This window comes from Dyella humi, assembly GCF_044904605.1.
GTDB classification, from domain to species: domain Bacteria; phylum Pseudomonadota; class Gammaproteobacteria; order Xanthomonadales; family Rhodanobacteraceae; genus Dyella_B; species Dyella_B humi.
The window spans coordinates 556,936-572,346 of the sequence record NZ_JADIKI010000021.1; the positions used below are offsets into that span (position 1 = coordinate 556,936).

General features: G+C 58.0%; 12 protein-coding genes and 1 tRNA gene. 4 read left to right on the forward strand and 9 right to left on the reverse strand.

Annotated features, from left to right (window positions below; genetic code table 11):
- Positions 1-58 precede the first annotated feature (58 nt).
- From ISP18_RS03015 to ISP18_RS03025, 3 genes are all read right to left on the reverse strand, one after another.
- Positions 59-1,714, reverse strand: a complete 1,656-nt coding sequence (locus ISP18_RS03015) for a hypothetical protein (protein WP_380016890.1) — start codon at positions 1,712-1,714, stop codon at positions 59-61.
- 182 nt (positions 1,715-1,896) lie between these two features.
- Positions 1,897-3,132 (reverse strand): argonaute/piwi family protein, encoded by a 1,236-nt coding sequence (locus tag ISP18_RS03020; protein ID WP_380016892.1) that lies wholly within the window; start codon positions 3,130-3,132, stop codon positions 1,897-1,899.
- A 221-nt stretch (positions 3,133-3,353) separates the two neighbouring features.
- Positions 3,354-5,264, reverse strand: coding sequence for an SIR2 family NAD-dependent protein deacylase (locus ISP18_RS03025; protein ID WP_380016894.1), 1,911 nt, complete (start codon positions 5,262-5,264; stop codon positions 3,354-3,356).
- Between the two features lie 106 nt (positions 5,265-5,370).
- On the opposite strand from ISP18_RS03025, the gene ISP18_RS03030 reads away from it, so the two are divergent.
- Complete coding sequence (locus ISP18_RS03030) at positions 5,371-5,823, forward strand: hypothetical protein (protein ID WP_380016896.1); 453 nt, start codon at positions 5,371-5,373, stop codon at positions 5,821-5,823.
- Positions 5,824-6,017: 194 nt separating this feature from the next.
- Here the strand turns inward: ISP18_RS03030 and ISP18_RS03035 are convergent.
- The 5 genes from ISP18_RS03035 to ISP18_RS03055 all read right to left on the reverse strand — a co-directional run bounded on the left by ISP18_RS03035 (position 6,018) and on the right by ISP18_RS03055 (position 10,205).
- Positions 6,018-6,107, reverse strand: a tRNA-Ser gene (locus ISP18_RS03035).
- 118 nt (positions 6,108-6,225) lie between these two features.
- Positions 6,226-6,603 (reverse strand): LrgA, encoded by a 378-nt coding sequence (locus tag ISP18_RS03040; RefSeq protein ID WP_380016898.1) that lies wholly within the window; start codon positions 6,601-6,603, stop codon positions 6,226-6,228.
- Positions 6,600-7,880, reverse strand: a complete 1,281-nt coding sequence (serS, locus tag ISP18_RS03045; protein ID WP_380016900.1) for a serine--tRNA ligase — start codon at positions 7,878-7,880, stop codon at positions 6,600-6,602. The genes ISP18_RS03040 and serS overlap by 4 nt, the downstream gene beginning before the upstream one ends.
- Before the next feature lie 92 nt (positions 7,881-7,972).
- On the reverse strand, positions 7,973-8,548 hold the full coding sequence (locus ISP18_RS03050; RefSeq protein ID WP_380016902.1) for a hypothetical protein: 576 nt from the start codon (positions 8,546-8,548) through the stop codon (positions 7,973-7,975).
- 316 nt (positions 8,549-8,864) lie between these two features.
- A complete protein-coding gene (locus tag ISP18_RS03055) occupies positions 8,865-10,205 on the reverse strand; it encodes a replication-associated recombination protein A (protein ID WP_380016904.1) in 1,341 nt (446 codons plus the stop codon).
- Positions 10,206-10,512: 307 nt separating this feature from the next.
- Between ISP18_RS03055 and ISP18_RS03060 the strand changes: the two genes are divergently transcribed.
- From ISP18_RS03060 to ISP18_RS03070, 3 genes are all read left to right on the forward strand, one after another.
- Positions 10,513-12,765, forward strand: coding sequence for a TonB-dependent receptor (locus tag ISP18_RS03060; protein WP_380016906.1), 2,253 nt, complete (start codon positions 10,513-10,515; stop codon positions 12,763-12,765).
- Positions 12,765-13,490 (forward strand): acid phosphatase, encoded by a 726-nt coding sequence (locus ISP18_RS03065; RefSeq protein ID WP_380016907.1) that lies wholly within the window; start codon positions 12,765-12,767, stop codon positions 13,488-13,490. Before ISP18_RS03060 ends, ISP18_RS03065 begins: the two co-directional genes overlap by 1 nt.
- 90 nt (positions 13,491-13,580) lie before the next feature.
- A complete protein-coding gene (locus ISP18_RS03070) occupies positions 13,581-14,477 on the forward strand; it encodes a LysR family transcriptional regulator (RefSeq protein WP_380016909.1) in 897 nt (298 codons plus the stop codon).
- A 256-nt stretch (positions 14,478-14,733) separates the two neighbouring features.
- Here ISP18_RS03070 and ISP18_RS03075 read toward each other — a convergent pair whose 3' ends face one another.
- Positions 14,734-15,402: a peroxiredoxin-like family protein gene (locus tag ISP18_RS03075; RefSeq protein WP_380016911.1), complete on the reverse strand. Its 669-nt coding sequence runs from the start codon at positions 15,400-15,402 to the stop codon at positions 14,734-14,736.
- Positions 15,403-15,411 lie beyond the last annotated feature (9 nt).

Genomic DNA, 15,411 nt, shown 5'->3' on the forward strand with positions numbered 1-15,411 from the left:
CGAAGGTTAGACTGCAAGCATCGCCGGAAGATGGGTCTGTGCAAACGATGCCAATTGCTCATAGCATGCCGCTGTCGCTGAGCAAGGATTGCCGGCAGGTTTTGAAGGTTTTGTTCCCAAGCTGTCCGGCATAGTCGATGACGTAAGGCGGCGTTGGGATCGCGGACTGGCTCGATGTAGCACCATCGCACTGGTAGATTTTGATCTGCCAATCACTGCCTGTTGGGGAGATTTCCGCCCACTGACGCTTGTTGCCGGCGACATCAATCGCGACAACGGATCCCGGTTCCGCGAACACGTCCTTGTAGGTGGAAGCCACACGCATGAGAATTCCCGCGCGCGAAACGCTGATGAACCGCTCCGCTCCGACGTTGACCTGCCATCGTAGGCGCCATTGTGGATTGGCGTCTTCGCTGGGGATTTGGCTGATCGTGACGAGCTCCTTGTGCTCCTTGCGCTGCGCCGCCGCGGTGAAAGTGACCGGCTTGCCCTGCCGGTATTCATCTTCGTGGTCCGCCGCCACGAGAAGCTTGCGGAAGGCGCCGCCCGACAAGGCCGTCGAGTTGAACTCCCACCGAAAATCCGGTTGCGGGATGGTGTCGTTGGCATAGGTTCCCCACATCCACATGCCCGCATGGCCCATCGCCCTGGCCGCCAGGAAGGCGTAAAACAAATTGGCATGGACCTGGAGATCATGGATCGAAGCGTCCGATCCGGCTTCGGCAATAATGACTTTCTTGCCGGGAACGATACGCCGCAGATAAGCGATCAGGTTAACGACCCCAGTCGTGACGACCTGCGGGTCGACGCTGGCTTTTGTGTATTCGTGGACGTTGATATAGGGCTCCTCAGCCAAGTCGCCAGCGGCATCCAGGCTGTGCGCCACCTTTTCGTTCCAATAAGCAACGCCCGAATAGATCGGAATTTTGCGAAGCGATGGATCACGCGCATAGAGTGCGCCTCGGATTCTGGCGATGGTGCGTCCAAATTCCGGTTTCTGCGTCTCGACAAAATTGGGTTCGTTGAACATTTCCAGCGCACCCAGAGCCGGAAAGGATTTCAGATACTCGGCCATCCGGAAAAACCGGTTCGTAAGATGCGCCGAGCGTGTCGCATCTTCGAATATCGCTTCCGGCTGGACACTGCCGAAATAGCCGTTCTGGAAACTTTGCTCACACGGCGCCGGAGAAGCAGCAGCCCCACTGAGCACCAAGTGCGTCTGACGATACTGCTTCCAGCCCGAAACCGTCGCCGACCGCTTGTCCTCGGAAGACGGTAGGCCGGCGAAGGTTCCATTGGCCGTATCGGCCATGACGATAACGACCGAAATACCCTCCTTCTGCGCTTGTTGCAGCAGGATGCGGCTAATGGTGAACCATGCCGGATCAAGCTCGCCGTTTGATTGATCCTCTGGATCGCGAGCGCATCGATATTGCGGCCAGACATCGCTTACGAACCAACGGACGGTACGACCGCCATCCATCTTGACCGAATGCAGAATACCCGCCACCTGTTCCGTCAGATCCTCCTCCGTCTTGCCTGGCTCCGTGGGATTGATGAGCGCTTCGTCAATATTTTCGCCATAGCCTAGCGGGTCGAGATTGCCGGTAGCATGAGACTGACGGGGCAAGGCCAGCAGAAGTAATAGGATGCTAGCGAAAATAAATCTCAACCAATTGGGTGCGCTCGGAAATATTGACTTTTTTGTCATCATTTTCTTCCCCAAATGGTTGAATTCATGACCACAGCCCTTTTCGACCTTTCACGTGTTGAATCTAGCTCCACTGGACTGGGAGTCCTATTGGAAAGTGCGGCAGTTACTGCGGAAATGGCCGATCGCTACACGCGTTCACGGTCACTGAGCATTGCATCCGCACAAATGCTTGCTTTCACGCACTACATGAAAAGTCGATACGGATAAGCACTTCCTGGCAAATCAGGCACATTGGCAATCGTCTTGGCCAGTTTTTGCGAGTATCGAATCGTCACAGGCACGGGGTCATAGAGCGCATCGTTGTTCCAATCCATCTTAGTCAGCGCTAAAGCTTCATGTGCGATTAGGTCCAACGGCCCCGAACCCGCATGGCGGGTCACGATGATGGGGCGTGGAATACTTTTACCGCCTTGGTAGTACGCCCCGTTGGTTGATGCTCCTGGGGCATTTCCCGCGACCCACACAAAGCACGATGTCTCCGACCTTGCTTGCACAATGCCTCGTGGCACTGGGTAGCCATCTGGCTTCGTCGGTTTTGGCCCAGAAGGATTGGCAACCATCCACACGCCACGCCAAGCGGTGTTACTCCCAATCTCGATGCATTCAAACTCAGGGATACCGGCCGTCGCCTCTCGTGCCCCCTGAATTTCCTCGCCGCGAAAGGAGGTTGTCTTGTGAATGACCAGACGCCTAGGAAGCGCGCCACCATTCCTACCCTGATAGATTTGAAGACTGCGTGCGAGCACTGCCCTCATGTCTGCACGGCTTAGAAAAGGATTCTTCTTTGCCTCTGACAGATTCAACACAGGATCTCTAGCTTCAAACGCAACGAACTGCATCCCACCACCGTCCATGTCGAAGACTTGAGAGCAACATGTAACGTAGTGTGTGCCTTCCCCGTGCTTCCTTAGAGCATAAGCAAGTCCGATGTATGCAGTGCCCTCTGGAATCCCCGCCATTGGCGCCAGTTTCCAAGGAGTGCCCCCTGCCTTGACGTACAACGCAATGGCAAGGCGCCAGGCAATCGAAGCCGCCGAGGTTTGGGAAAATGCAAATGCTCGGTCATTGATGACTTGCGTTGGAATGCCAAATCCTGCGCCCAAAGCTTTTAGCACATCGTGGGCGTTGAACGAGTCTGTTTTTAACGCATGGCCCCACGCATCAGGAAGATGAACCACCACCACATCAAATTCTGACCTGACCAACTCCAGATTGCTTAACGCGCTCCGAAAGGCAGCGGCCAAACGTTCCTCTGAGCTACCTCCGAATGGAAGTTCATCGATAGAGTCTGGCCAAAGGACACGGGCTGACTGAGGTGCCGCGTGAACAGGTATGCTAAATAACTTCTCAAACCCAGGATACCTTGGAACATAATCCTTACGGTCAGTCGGTGCGTGTGGTTTCTGTATGAGCTTCATCAATGCAACCACTCGGTCCCAACCAGCCTTTGGTCCCACCACCGCCACACGAAGCTTTGGCGTATAGGTTGTCAACGACTTCTTTGAGAATGGTCCGAACTTCGTCAATCCACGTAGAGGATGAAGGTCCCTCGCCCGTGCGTCGTCAGGCGAGAAAGACAAAACAGGCTCTTCCAGCAATTGGAAGGAAGGCAACTTAGCGTCAGCAGCAGGCGAGGTCACTATCGCCCTCCGTGAAAATAGGGGTGATCATGGGATGGACGACTCCATGCGGTGACCGCTCCGATCTGGAAAACAGCGTCAATACCCTGCCCGTCTTCCAGCCAAAACGCCCGCCCTTCTCCCTTGAAGAGACCAGACCATGCGTTGATGATGGCTGACCATTTTTTGTTGTAGCGCTGTGCCCAACGCTCACGCAGCCAATCACCAGCAGGACTTGGCTTCCATTGAAAGCTTCTCGGCTCGCCTGGAGAGGGTTCCCCATCCGTCGACTCTTCCGCTTCTTTAGGTAAGTCAACACTGGTGTAGGGGTCGAAAATGCACCACCAATGAGAGGCAGCTTGCTCAAGCCGAATGCGTACTGCTTCATTGAACGGACACCCAAGTTTGGGGATGTTTCCATGGAGATCGGCACCATAGGCCGCCTTCATCGGGCTGAGGGCTTCCAGTCTCTTTTTAAGTCGCTCTTCATCTTCATTCGGATACCCAGCTGACACCAAGACGCTGTGTCCCCGCGCCTGCAACCGGGGATGAAGCGGGCGCCCTCTGCACAAGGCCCTGGTCAACGCATCGTAGAGCAAACCTAGTGCCCAGCTATGGGCCAAAGGGTTTAGCTCAACAGTTCCAGCGAGCGTGGGCCCAAACTCAGCAAGAGCACTCAAGAGCCCTTCATCTGAACCGAAAGCGGCGTACTCATTTCCTGCGACGGCGACAGTGGCCCTAGCCTTAGCCTCACTTAAGCGCTTGCGAATTTCGGAGATTTTGGCTGGCTTTTGCAAAAGGAGTCGACGAGCGACTGTAGGGAGCGTAAGTACCCGAACTGCTGAACATCGAAGGATTAGGGCATCAAGAGCTTCGTGGGTCGGTAGCGGTACGGGTCTGACAATGGGCGACGCTTCCCCTGCATGAACGTGTTGCTCTAACACCTCATCCAAAGAGACAACATCAGCGATGTCACCTCCAAACTCGTCAAAGTTTTGGGACTGGACAATATGGGCTTCGACTCCTTTCGATATGCTGGTCAGCAAGAGCTCCTTGACAGCAGGCAAGAGTTCGGACGGTGACCTCGTTACCCAATAGATACCGCCCGGGAAAGAAGCGCTTTCCTTCAGAACATCGTTCAAGGCAGCCATAACCGAGGCATCCCGACCGCTATACCCGATGATGATTAGCGCAAACCTGGAACAGGCTTCGACTAGCACGGCACGCATGCGAGCATCCTGCTCTGCCAACTCCCCTTCCGTATTCTTCAACTCAATGGACTGAAAATCGCCATGGATTTTCGCCAGAAGCGGCCAATCATTTTCTGCCAAACAACGCTTTGCACGTTCTGCTGAATCGATGGCAGCCACAACCAGATTTCGTCTCTTAGCAGGTTCGAGTAGCTGACCCGCAACAGTCGTCGCTGTCTCCACTAAGTTGTCAAAGTTGGTAGTAAAAACACACGGTGTATGGCCTGCCGACAAAAGGCTCGCCAGAACTCGGTGAGCGAAAGATGGACGTCCGAGCTTCACTTGGCTGTCGATATAAGCTCGACGATCCCTTTCGCTTGGATAAACCGCCTCAAATGCCTTTGCGTATTCCGTGGTATCACCTGTGGGTGGCAAAATTGCCTGGCGCTTGAAGAAGTCGTCAATACGTTCGACCCATAGCGGGTCAGTTGCATCCACTTCGCGACGAGGAAGTTTGGTTTCCTGGCAAAACAACTGCGCCTTGAAATCACGAATCATTGCGTAGCCAGTAGGTATCCCCGCGCTTGCGGAAGCACCAGCGCCTAGAAACCACGCATATTGATTCGGTTGAAGTGCAAATTTGGCTGCAAACTGCTGTGCCGTAATGACTGGGATATCCAATTCCCACCCCGCCCCTGTTATTTCTTGGAGCAATGGTGCACCCAACGCGTCAACATCCACAACCAATTGCTATGACTAAAGTTTTTCGAAAATCCATCGACGGATAATCTGCATTGCCAATGCTCCAGAACATTCGCAAACAGTCCCGAAACGTGAAGGAAACGTGATGAATTACGCACTTGGCAAACAGCCACAAACAAAGGAAGACCGCTGGGAACATCTCACTGCGCTTGATGATGAGCTGCTAAAGGGTGGTGTCATCCTTTCCGAATGGTGCACCTTCATCATCAGAGATTCCGACATGGCTTTCGTTGGAGGCGCTCATCTCTCCTGCATCTTGACGGCGGTATCTGGTATCGAGACGTATCTCCGCTCTGAATACGGCACTGGCAAAGATCGCCTAATGGACCTCATCAACAACTCCCTTATCGACCAGAACCTTAAAGACGACATCCATCGGTTACGACTGTATCGGAACAAGTGGGTCCATGTCGGAGAACCCTGGGACGACGAACTCCCCCTTACCCGGCCAGAGCAAATCGAACAGGAATTGGAGCAGATGGCGTTCTTTGCTGTTAAAGCCCTCAGGAACACCATCTACGAAAACCAGTGGGTCTGAAGTAAGAAATACCTGGCTTCACGGGTGAACAACGTCCTATTTCGCAGAACCCTTCCGCGCTTCGCGCTCCAGGGCCAGCCTGCGGCTGTCCAAATTCGTTCCTGACGAATTTGTCGAACCGTATGGGTTCTCATCGAGCCACTCTCTCCGCCACCCAATAAAAAAGCGCCCTATGTGGGCGCTTTTTTATTGGGTGGCGGAGAGAGTGGGATTCGAACCCACGGTAGGCTTACACCTACGGCAGTTTTCAAGACTGCTGCCTTAAACCGCTCGGCCATCTCTCCGTGTTTTTGTGGCGAGTCCAGTGTCTCTAGACTTAGGAAGTCGCTGGGCCCCGGCTTTCGCCGGGGTGACGGAATCAGCGTATGCCGATCCGACTCGCTTGTGAGGGCGACAATCCTATCAGGAACCACGTGCCCGCGGACCATTCGTGCCCTTGCGGGACAGCGCCACCAACGCCCAGATCATGATTGCCACCGGAATCAGCCCGCCCAGCAGAGGGAACAGCGTGGCTGGGTAGCGCAGCACCATGGGCAGGAGTTGCGTCGCGGTGGCGAAGGCGATGATCCACAGGCGCCAGCTGCGGCGCTTGCGGGCGATCCAGAAGCTGGCCACCGTCAACACCAGTGCGATGGAGCTGAGCACGAGGTCGATGGTGGGCAGTTCCCACACGCTGGCGAAGCTCAGGCGCGTGCCGATCACGGAGGCGAGCACGACTATGAGGAAATAGCTGGAGTAGAACTCCACCCTGTTCCACGAGTGGCTCGCCTGCGTGTTCATGCAATCTTCTCCGCGCCGGCCATATAGGGGCGCAGCGCTTCGGGTACGGTAATCGAGCCGTCGGCGTTCTGGTAGTTCTCCATCACGGCAATCAGCGTGCGGCCTACGGCGAGGCCGGAGCCGTTGAGGGTGTGGACCAGTTCGGGTTTGTTGGTTTCCGGGTTGCGCACGCGTGCCTGCATGCGGCGCGATTGGAAATCGGTGCAGTTCGAGCAGCTGGAGATTTCGCGGTAGGCGTTCTGGCTGGGCAGCCATACTTCAAGGTCATACGTCTTGGCGGCGCTGAAGCCCATGTCGCCCGTGCACAGCATCACTTTGCGATACGGCAGTTCGAGCTTCTGCAGCACTTTCTCGGCGTGACCAACCATTTCCTCGAGTTGCGCATAGGAATCGGTTGCACGCGCGATCTGCACCATTTCCACTTTTTCGAACTGGTGCTGGCGGATCATGCCGCGCACGTCGCGGCCGTAGCTGCCGGCTTCGGCACGGAAGCATGGCGTGTGTGCGGTGAGGCGCAGCGGCAACGCGTCGGCATCCTGGATGGTGTCGCGCATCAGGTTGGTCAGCGACACTTCCGCTGTTGGAATCAGGTAACGCTTCGTGTCGCCGACCTGGGTGGCGAACAGGTCTTCTTCGAACTTGGGCAACTGACCGGTGCCTTGCATGGTGTCGGCATTCACCAGCAGCGGCACGTTGCATTCCAGATAGGCGTGTTCGCGTGTGTGCAGATCGAGCATGAACTGCGCGAGTGCGCGATGCAGTTGCGCGAGTTGGCCGCGCATGACGGTGAAGCGTGCGCCGGAGAGCTTGGCGCCGGTTTCGCCATCCAGCCAGCCGTGACGCTCGCCAAGGTCGACGTGATCTTTTACCGGGAAATCGAAGCCGCGCGGCGTACCCCAACGGAGCACTTCCTGGTTATGGTTCTCGTCTTGACCCAACGGCACGGACTCGTGCGGCAGGTTGGGAATGCCCAGCGCGATCTCTGCCAGTTTGGCTTGCACTTCGGCCAGTGCGTGTTCATTGGCTTTAAGTTTGTCGCCGATGCCGGCGACCTCGGCCATTAGCACGGCAACGTCCTCGCCTTTAGCCTTGGCCTGGCCGATGGCCTTGGAGCGAGTGTTGCGCAGGTTCTGCAGTTCCTGCGTTTCGGTGGAGAGCTGCTTGCGTTGGCTTTCCAGCGCTTCCATGGTGGCCACGTCAAGCGTGAAGCCTCGGGTTTCCTTCAGGCGCTCGGCGGTTTCGGCCAGGCGCGAACGCAGCAGTGCGGGGTCCAGCATGTTGGGATCCGAAAATGGGGCAAGAAAGCGGGATTATGGCCGTCGGGCCGCCGCGGTCGCAACGCGGCGGCCGATGACGCTCCGTATCCGACTCAGGCTGCCTTGCGCTCCCGCCGTCCCAGCCACCAGGCCATCACCGCGCCGGCCAGCAGCCAGCCGATAAGCTGTTCCAGCAGCGCGGCCCAGATCAGCGCATCGGGGAATCGGTACCAGTTCCAGTACGGCACCAGGGTGCTCAGCCAGGCGAATAGCACCGCGGCTGCAGCAAGCCCCATGCGCTTACCGAAACTGAAGGCGGCCAGCCCCATCACGAAGGCCAGCGCCAACGAGGCCAACGTGTCCGACGCCCATTGCCGCGGAAGCTGACGGCTCATGTTGGTCATGTCTTCGCCTTGCGGCAGGTAGACCACCCATGCGAAGGGCGACGTCTGCGTTTTCTGCGCATAGACGGTTCTGGCGGCCTGATCGTTCCATTGCTTGGGATCGAAGCTGGGCAGGATGTAGACGCCGGGCGTTGGGCCCAGGCCTTCGTGCAGGCTACTTAGCACCACGTCCTCATGGACGGGCTGATGGATGCCGGGGTTGCCCAGGCCCAGCATCATGTGCGCGACAGCGCCCCATATGAACATGACGATGCCGCCGAAGATGGCTGCGACGAGTATGCGCATGGCTCTGCCCTCCCCTTGTGGATGGTGGGATGCAATCTAGGAGCAGTTTGGTGGGAGCGCAAATTGAGTCGTGGCAGATGGCCGAACGCTTGTCGTCCCGGCCTTCGCCCATTGCTGTCCGGGGAAAATAAAATGTCAGGGGAAAAATATCTCGCGTGGTGACTCGCGCTCGAATTTCTCCTTGAACTTCAACGCTACCGATTCGTCATCCCAGCGAAAGCTGGGATCCAGTGACTTCGAACCGTCTGAAAGGCGCTGGATCCCAGCTTTCGCTGGGATGACGAGCAAAAAAAGCAGCCCGTAGGCTGGGGCGGCTCTATATCTTTCGCGCCTGCTTTCGCGCTTCACGCAAGGCCAATAGCTTCTCGCGCAACTTCACTTCCAAGCCCCGCTCAACTGGCTCGTAGAATTCGGTATCCATCAGCGCATCAGGCAAGCACTGCTGATCGAGCGCAATGCCGCCTTCCGCATCGTGATCGTATTGATAGCCTTTGCCGTAACCCAGGCCTTTCATCAACTTGGTGGGCGCATTACGTAGATGCATCGGCACGTCCAACGTGCCGGTTTTGCCGACTACTTCGCGGGCCTTGTTGTACGCCATGTACGCAGCGTTGCTCTTAGGCGCTATCGCCAGCCAGATCGCCAGCTGCGCCAAACCCAGTTCGCCTTCCGGGCTGCCGAGGCGTTCGTAGGTATCCCACGCATCCAACGCCATGCGCCAGGCGCGCGGTTCGGCCAGGCCGACATCTTCGACCGCCATGCGCGTCATGCGGCGCGCGAGATAGAGCGGATCGCAGCCACCATCGAGCATGCGCGTCAGCCAGTACACCGCAGCATCGGGATCGGACGAACGCACGGATTTGTGCAGCGCCGAGATCTGGTCGTAGAACTGTTCGCCGCCTTTGTCGAAGCGGCGCGTGCGATCGGCCAGCACTTGTTCGAGCGTCGCCTCATCGATCACATGGCCGTCCGCCAGCTCCGCTGCAATTTCCAGCAGCGTGAGCGCGCGGCGTACGTCGCCATCGGCGGCCCGTGCGATCAGGTGCAAGGCCGAATCGGCTATTTCGAGTTGCAACGCGCCTAGTCCGCGCTCCGTATTGCTGAGCGCGCGCTGCAAGGCAGCCACGATGTCGTCCACCGACACGGCATCTAGCACATGCACGCGGCAGCGTGACAACAACGCCGAGTTCAATTCGAATGACGGATTTTCGGTGGTGGCGCCGATAAAGATGATCACGCCGCGCTCGATGTGCGGCAGAAAGGCATCCTGCTGCGCCTTGTTGAAGCGATGCACTTCGTCGACGAACAACACGGTGCGCCGCCCCTGCGCAAAGTTGACCTCAGCTTCGGCCAGCGCCTTGCGCACGTCGGGCAGCCCGGATAGCACGGCGGAGATCGCGCGGAAGTCCGCATCGGCATAGCGCGCCACCAGTAATGCCAGCGTGGTCTTGCCACAACCCGGCGGCCCCCACAACACCATCGAATGCACGCGACCGGCTTCCAGCGCGCGCCGCAAGGCCTTGCCCGGCGCCAGCAGGCGCTGCTGGCCGACGATGTCGTCGAGGGTGCGTGGCCGCATGCGTTCGGCCAGGGGCTTAAGTTCCTCCGCGTCGGTGCCGAACAGTTGCGGGGTGCCTTGTACGTCGCTTCGATCCATCGACCGATGATAGGACATCCGGCGTGGAGGGCTTAGTCAGGCAAGCCGCTTGCTGTCTTGAAAGCATGCCGATTATGATCTTAAAATCATTTATTGCGCTAATTGTTCATGGCTTATCTCAAGCTTAATTCAGCTAATTCATAAGCCCCCTTTTTATTACATCAATAATGCAAGGCTTAGCTCAGCCTTAGCGCATTTTCTTTCGCGCTATAAAATGCGTCACTTTAATGTAATTGTTACTGAAATGTAATAAAGCATCTTTACGGTGTCGGTCTTTCTACAACCCTGCCGATACCGGAAAAAAACAATGACGTCATCGACACTTGCGCTGTACCGCCGTTCGTCGATTTACCTCGCCATGGGCCTTGCATTGGCCATCGCCACGCCAATCCACGCTCAGGACGCAGCCAATAATGGTAATACCGCAACCAGCGGCCCCAGCGCTGTCGATAATACGGATGACAGCACCTCTTCAAAAAATGCCAAAACCCTCGCCGGCCTGCAGGTAACGGCTAATTCCGCGGTAAGCGCCGTGGCTATTACCCAGGGCTCCACCGTGGCCACGCAGCCGCAGTCGATCATCGGCAGCACGTACATCCAGGAAAACTTGCCGCCCACCGGCGACTACACCGACGCCGCCGCCATCGCGCCCAGCGTGTACACCGTGGCGCCGAACGGCTCCGGCTTGATGGAAACGGCGGTCGTTTCCATTCGCGGCTTCCAGGACGGCCAGTACAACGTGACGTTCGATGGTATTCCGTGGATGGATTCCAACGACTTCACGCACCATTCCACCTCGTACTTCACCAATCAGGAAACCAGCACCGTGGTGGTTGATCGCGGCCCAGGTACGGCCGCGACGCTTGGCAATGCCACGTTCGGCGGCACCATTTCGGTGGATTCGATCAACCCGCAGAATCAGTTCAACGTCAACCCGTACATTAGCTTTGGCAGCTGGGACACTGCCGTGGAAGGCGCCCGCATCGATACGGGCCGCTTCACCAGCAGCGGCACCAGCGCTGTGATCAACCTGCAGAACAGTACGTCGGACGGCTACCTCACTTATGCCGGTCAGCGCCGCCAGAGCGTGTTCGCCAAGGTCGTGCAGCCGCTGGGCGAAAACACCACGCTGACCTTCGCCGCCCTGTGGAACAACCTCAACCAGTACGTGCCGTTCGGCGCCACCAAGGCGCAGATCGCGCAGTACGGCGTGAACTATGCGCTGAACAACGATCCGACCAGCCAAGCCTACTACCGCTACAACAACGACAAGATCGACACGAACATGGCCTACATCGGCCTGCATTCGGAGTTCTCGGGCTGGACGATCGACAACAAGACGTACACCTACGGCTACAACCACTTCGGCTACAACGGCGAAGATCCGAATGGCGAAACCCCCAATGGCACCGCCTATAGCCCCACCGACGTGCCCGGCCAGCACATGCGCAACACGAACCGTTCGTGGGGCGACATCTTCCGTCTGAGCAAGGAAATCGGTCCGGGTGAAGCACGCACCGGCGTGTGGTACGACCATCAGGACGACATCCGCTGGCTCTATGAATTCGACGACACGACTAACCAGTTGAATCCAGTAATCAATCCCGGTGCCTCGACCTTGCAGCTGGCTTCGGCCGATCGCCGCATGAATGACTCGCTGGTCACCATCCAGCCGTTTATCGAATATCAGTGGAACATCACCGACAACGCCTACTTCGTTGGCGGCGTGAAGTACAACTACTTCAAGCGCAACCTTGACGCTCCGGTGAACCAGAAGACGGAAACCCCGCTGAACTATTCCAAGGACTGGAACGCCACCCTGCCATCGGTCGCGTTCCACTATGCGTTCACCTCGAACTGGACGGCCTACGCACAATGGGCCAAGGGCTTCCTGGCACCTAACCTCAACCTGCTCTACGTGTCGAATCCAGCCTTCTCGGACAGCGCCGTGGCACCGGAAAAGACCACCAACATCCAGCTCGGTACTACATGGAGCAGCGACCGCCTTACGCTGTCGGCTGACGTCTACAAGATCAACTTCAACAACTTCGTCCAGAGCCGCAAGGTTGGCGGGCTCACCTATTTCTATAATGGTAGCGGCGTGCACTACAAAGGCGTCGAACTGGAAGGCACCTACATGCTAGGTGGCGGTTTCAGCGTTTACGCCAATGGCTCGCTCAACCGAGCCATTCAGATCACCGACAACCTGTGGAACGCGAATACGCCACACAAGACCGCCGCGCTAGGCTTTATTTACAACAATGGCCCGATCTACGCGTCGCTGGTCGACAAGTTCGTCGGCAAGACCTACTACACAGCCAATTTCATCGATGACACGCCGATCGGCGGCTATGCAGTGACCAACTTCGCCGCCAGCTACAAGTTCGATCCGCACATCACCGACGTGAAGGATTTCAAGATCGGCGTGCAGATCAACAACCTGTTCAACAACACGACTGTTAACGCCTTGGCTGGCACCACCGGCGCTGATGGCACACCGCTGTTCTTCACCATCCCAGCCCGCAACTTCAACTTCACCGTTTCGGCCGATCTTTTCTGATGAAACGCTACGCATTGTTGTTGTCAATGCTTGTGATCGGCCAGTCCGCACTGGCCGCCGGCGACGGCACTCCTTCCGCCATCGTCGAAGTGTCGAACCTGCTGCCGCCTCCGCCGGCAGCAGGTTCGACGGCGGCTCAGCGCGATCTTCAAGCGGTGCTGACGGCGCAGCAAACACGTACTGCGCAAGACATGGCAGCGGCGAAAGCGGATACGGAGCGCTCCGTATTTCGCTTCGCCGACACGCTCGGCTCCGGCATGCAGCCGGCCGCCTTGCCGAAAACTACCGCGTTCTTCGAACGTGTCGCCGTACTCGACAAGGCTTCGGTGAAAGCCGCCAAGCTGTATTGGAAACGGCCGCGTCCTGCGGTTGTTTCCAGCCAGGTGCATCCATTGGCCAAGGAAAAGCCGGATGACTGGAGCTATCCCAGCGGACACGCGACGTTCGGCTACACCACGGCGGTTCTGTTGGCGAACATGCTGCCGGAAAAACGCGCGGCGATTTTTGCGCGGGCGGATCTTTATGCGCAGCATCGCATCGTGATGGGCGCGCACTTTCCCACTGATGTGGAAGCGGGACGACTGGCCGGCACCGCGATGGCGGCCGAGATACTGCGCGATCCGCAGTGGCAAGGCGATTTCAACGCAGCACGCAGCGAGTTGCGGCATGCGTTGGGTTTGCCGTCAAACGCAGAGCCTGTCGGAGAGGCAGCCTCGGTGCATTGAGTCGCGTATCCCTCGCCTCTCTTCCCAGGATCATCCGTCGCGACAGCACCAAGACGCGGCGGTATGATCCCGGCTCATCGAGGGAGGGCTATGGACCGATTCATCGCGATGGAAACCTTTGTGTGCGTGGTGGAGGCTGGTTCTTTTTCGGCCGCCGCACGCAGGCTCCATGTCGGACAGCCGGCGGTTTCCAAAACCATTGCCCAGTTGGAAGAAAAGCTGGGCGTTCGCCTACTGCTGCGTTCCACGCGCGGACTCACGCCGACCGAAGCGGGCTTGCAGTATTACGAACGCGCCAAGCGATCCATCGAGGAAGCCAACGAAGCCGAACTGCTTGCGCGTGGCGCCGGCACGGGGCTCACCGGGAAACTCCGCGTGGGCGCGGCAGTGACCTTCGCCAGTCTGCATGTGATACCGCATCTCAAGACGTTTCTGGCAACGCATCCCGATCTGCAGATCGAGATCGTGCTGGACGACCGCCAGATTGATTTGCTGGAACATGGCATCGACGTGGCCTTGCGCATGGGCTCGCTGGGCGACTCCAGCATGACGGCCAGGCGCCTCGCGCAAACCCGGCGCGTAGCACTCGCTACGCCCGCCTATCTGAAGGCCCATGGCGAGCCGAAGACACCGGCAGACCTGGCTCGCCATCAGGCCGTCGTCTACAACCCAAGCGGCGGCCCCGGCATCTGGCATTTCCGGCGCGGCGAAACGGAAGCCTCTGTCGCCGTGTCCGGTCGCATCCACGTCTCGGCTGCGGAAGGCGTGCGCGCCGCGGTGCTGGCAGACATGGGCATCACGGTTGCTTCGGATTGGATGTTCTCCGAGGAAATCCGTAGCGGCGCGGTGAAGATCTTGCTCGACGAGTGGAGCTTGCCTGTCATCGATTTGTGGGCCGTGTTTCCTACTGGGCGCATGGTGAGTGCGAAGGCACGCGCATTTGCTGATTTTGTGGAGGCGGTGCTCGAGGAGACTGCTTCGCGTTGAGTGGGTACCCGCATTAGCGTCGAAGCTCAGCTGCGCGGCGATATGACTCCCTCTCCCCTCCGGGGAGAGGGCTGGGGTGAGGGGCGAATCTTGCGATAAACCAGCTCCGCTGCAGCCAAACAACGCCACAATGGTCACGCAGCCATCGAGGCTTCTTCGCAAGATTGCCCCCTCACCCTAACCCTCTCCCCAAAGGGGAGAGGGGATGAATGCGTTGCACAACTGAACTTCGACGCCAATCAAAAGGCAAGATCAACTACGCAACGCTGTACTGCTTCAACACCGGCAACAAATCTTCCGGCTCGGGCCGCTGCGTGTAATCCGGATTGACTTCGGCGTAGACGATGTTGCCATCCGGCGCGATCACATAGCGCGCGGGAATCGGCAAGGTCCAGCTATCGTCGTCATTGAATGCCGGCAGATGGTTCTTGAGCCGTTTGTAGAGCTCAACCAGATAATGCGGCAACGCATAGCGGATGCCGAACGCCGCCGCGATGTCGTTGTGCGCATCGCTCAGAATGGGAAACGTCAGGCGGTTCGTGCGCAACGACTTGAGGCTGTTCACCGCAATCTGCGGCGATATCGCCACCAGGTTCGCGCCAGTTGCACGAATCGCGGGCAGCGCCGCTTCCAGCGCCTGCAATTCGAAGTTGCAGTACGGGCACCACACGCCGCGATAGAAGCTGATCACCAGCGGACCTTTCGCCAGCAGTTCCTGTGAAGAAACCGGCTTGCCGTAAGCGTCGTTCAAGACGAAGACGGGGGCCCTGTCACCGGCTTTAGCGGCGCGGCCTGCCTGGCCGGATGCGATCAGCTCGGCCGTGGCGCGCTCCATGATGGGGTGGATGTCCGACGGCGCATTGTAGGGCGGCTTGCCGGCGCGAAAATCGGCTTTGAAAGCGTCGAGTGTGGCTTGGAGTGACATGGTCCTGCT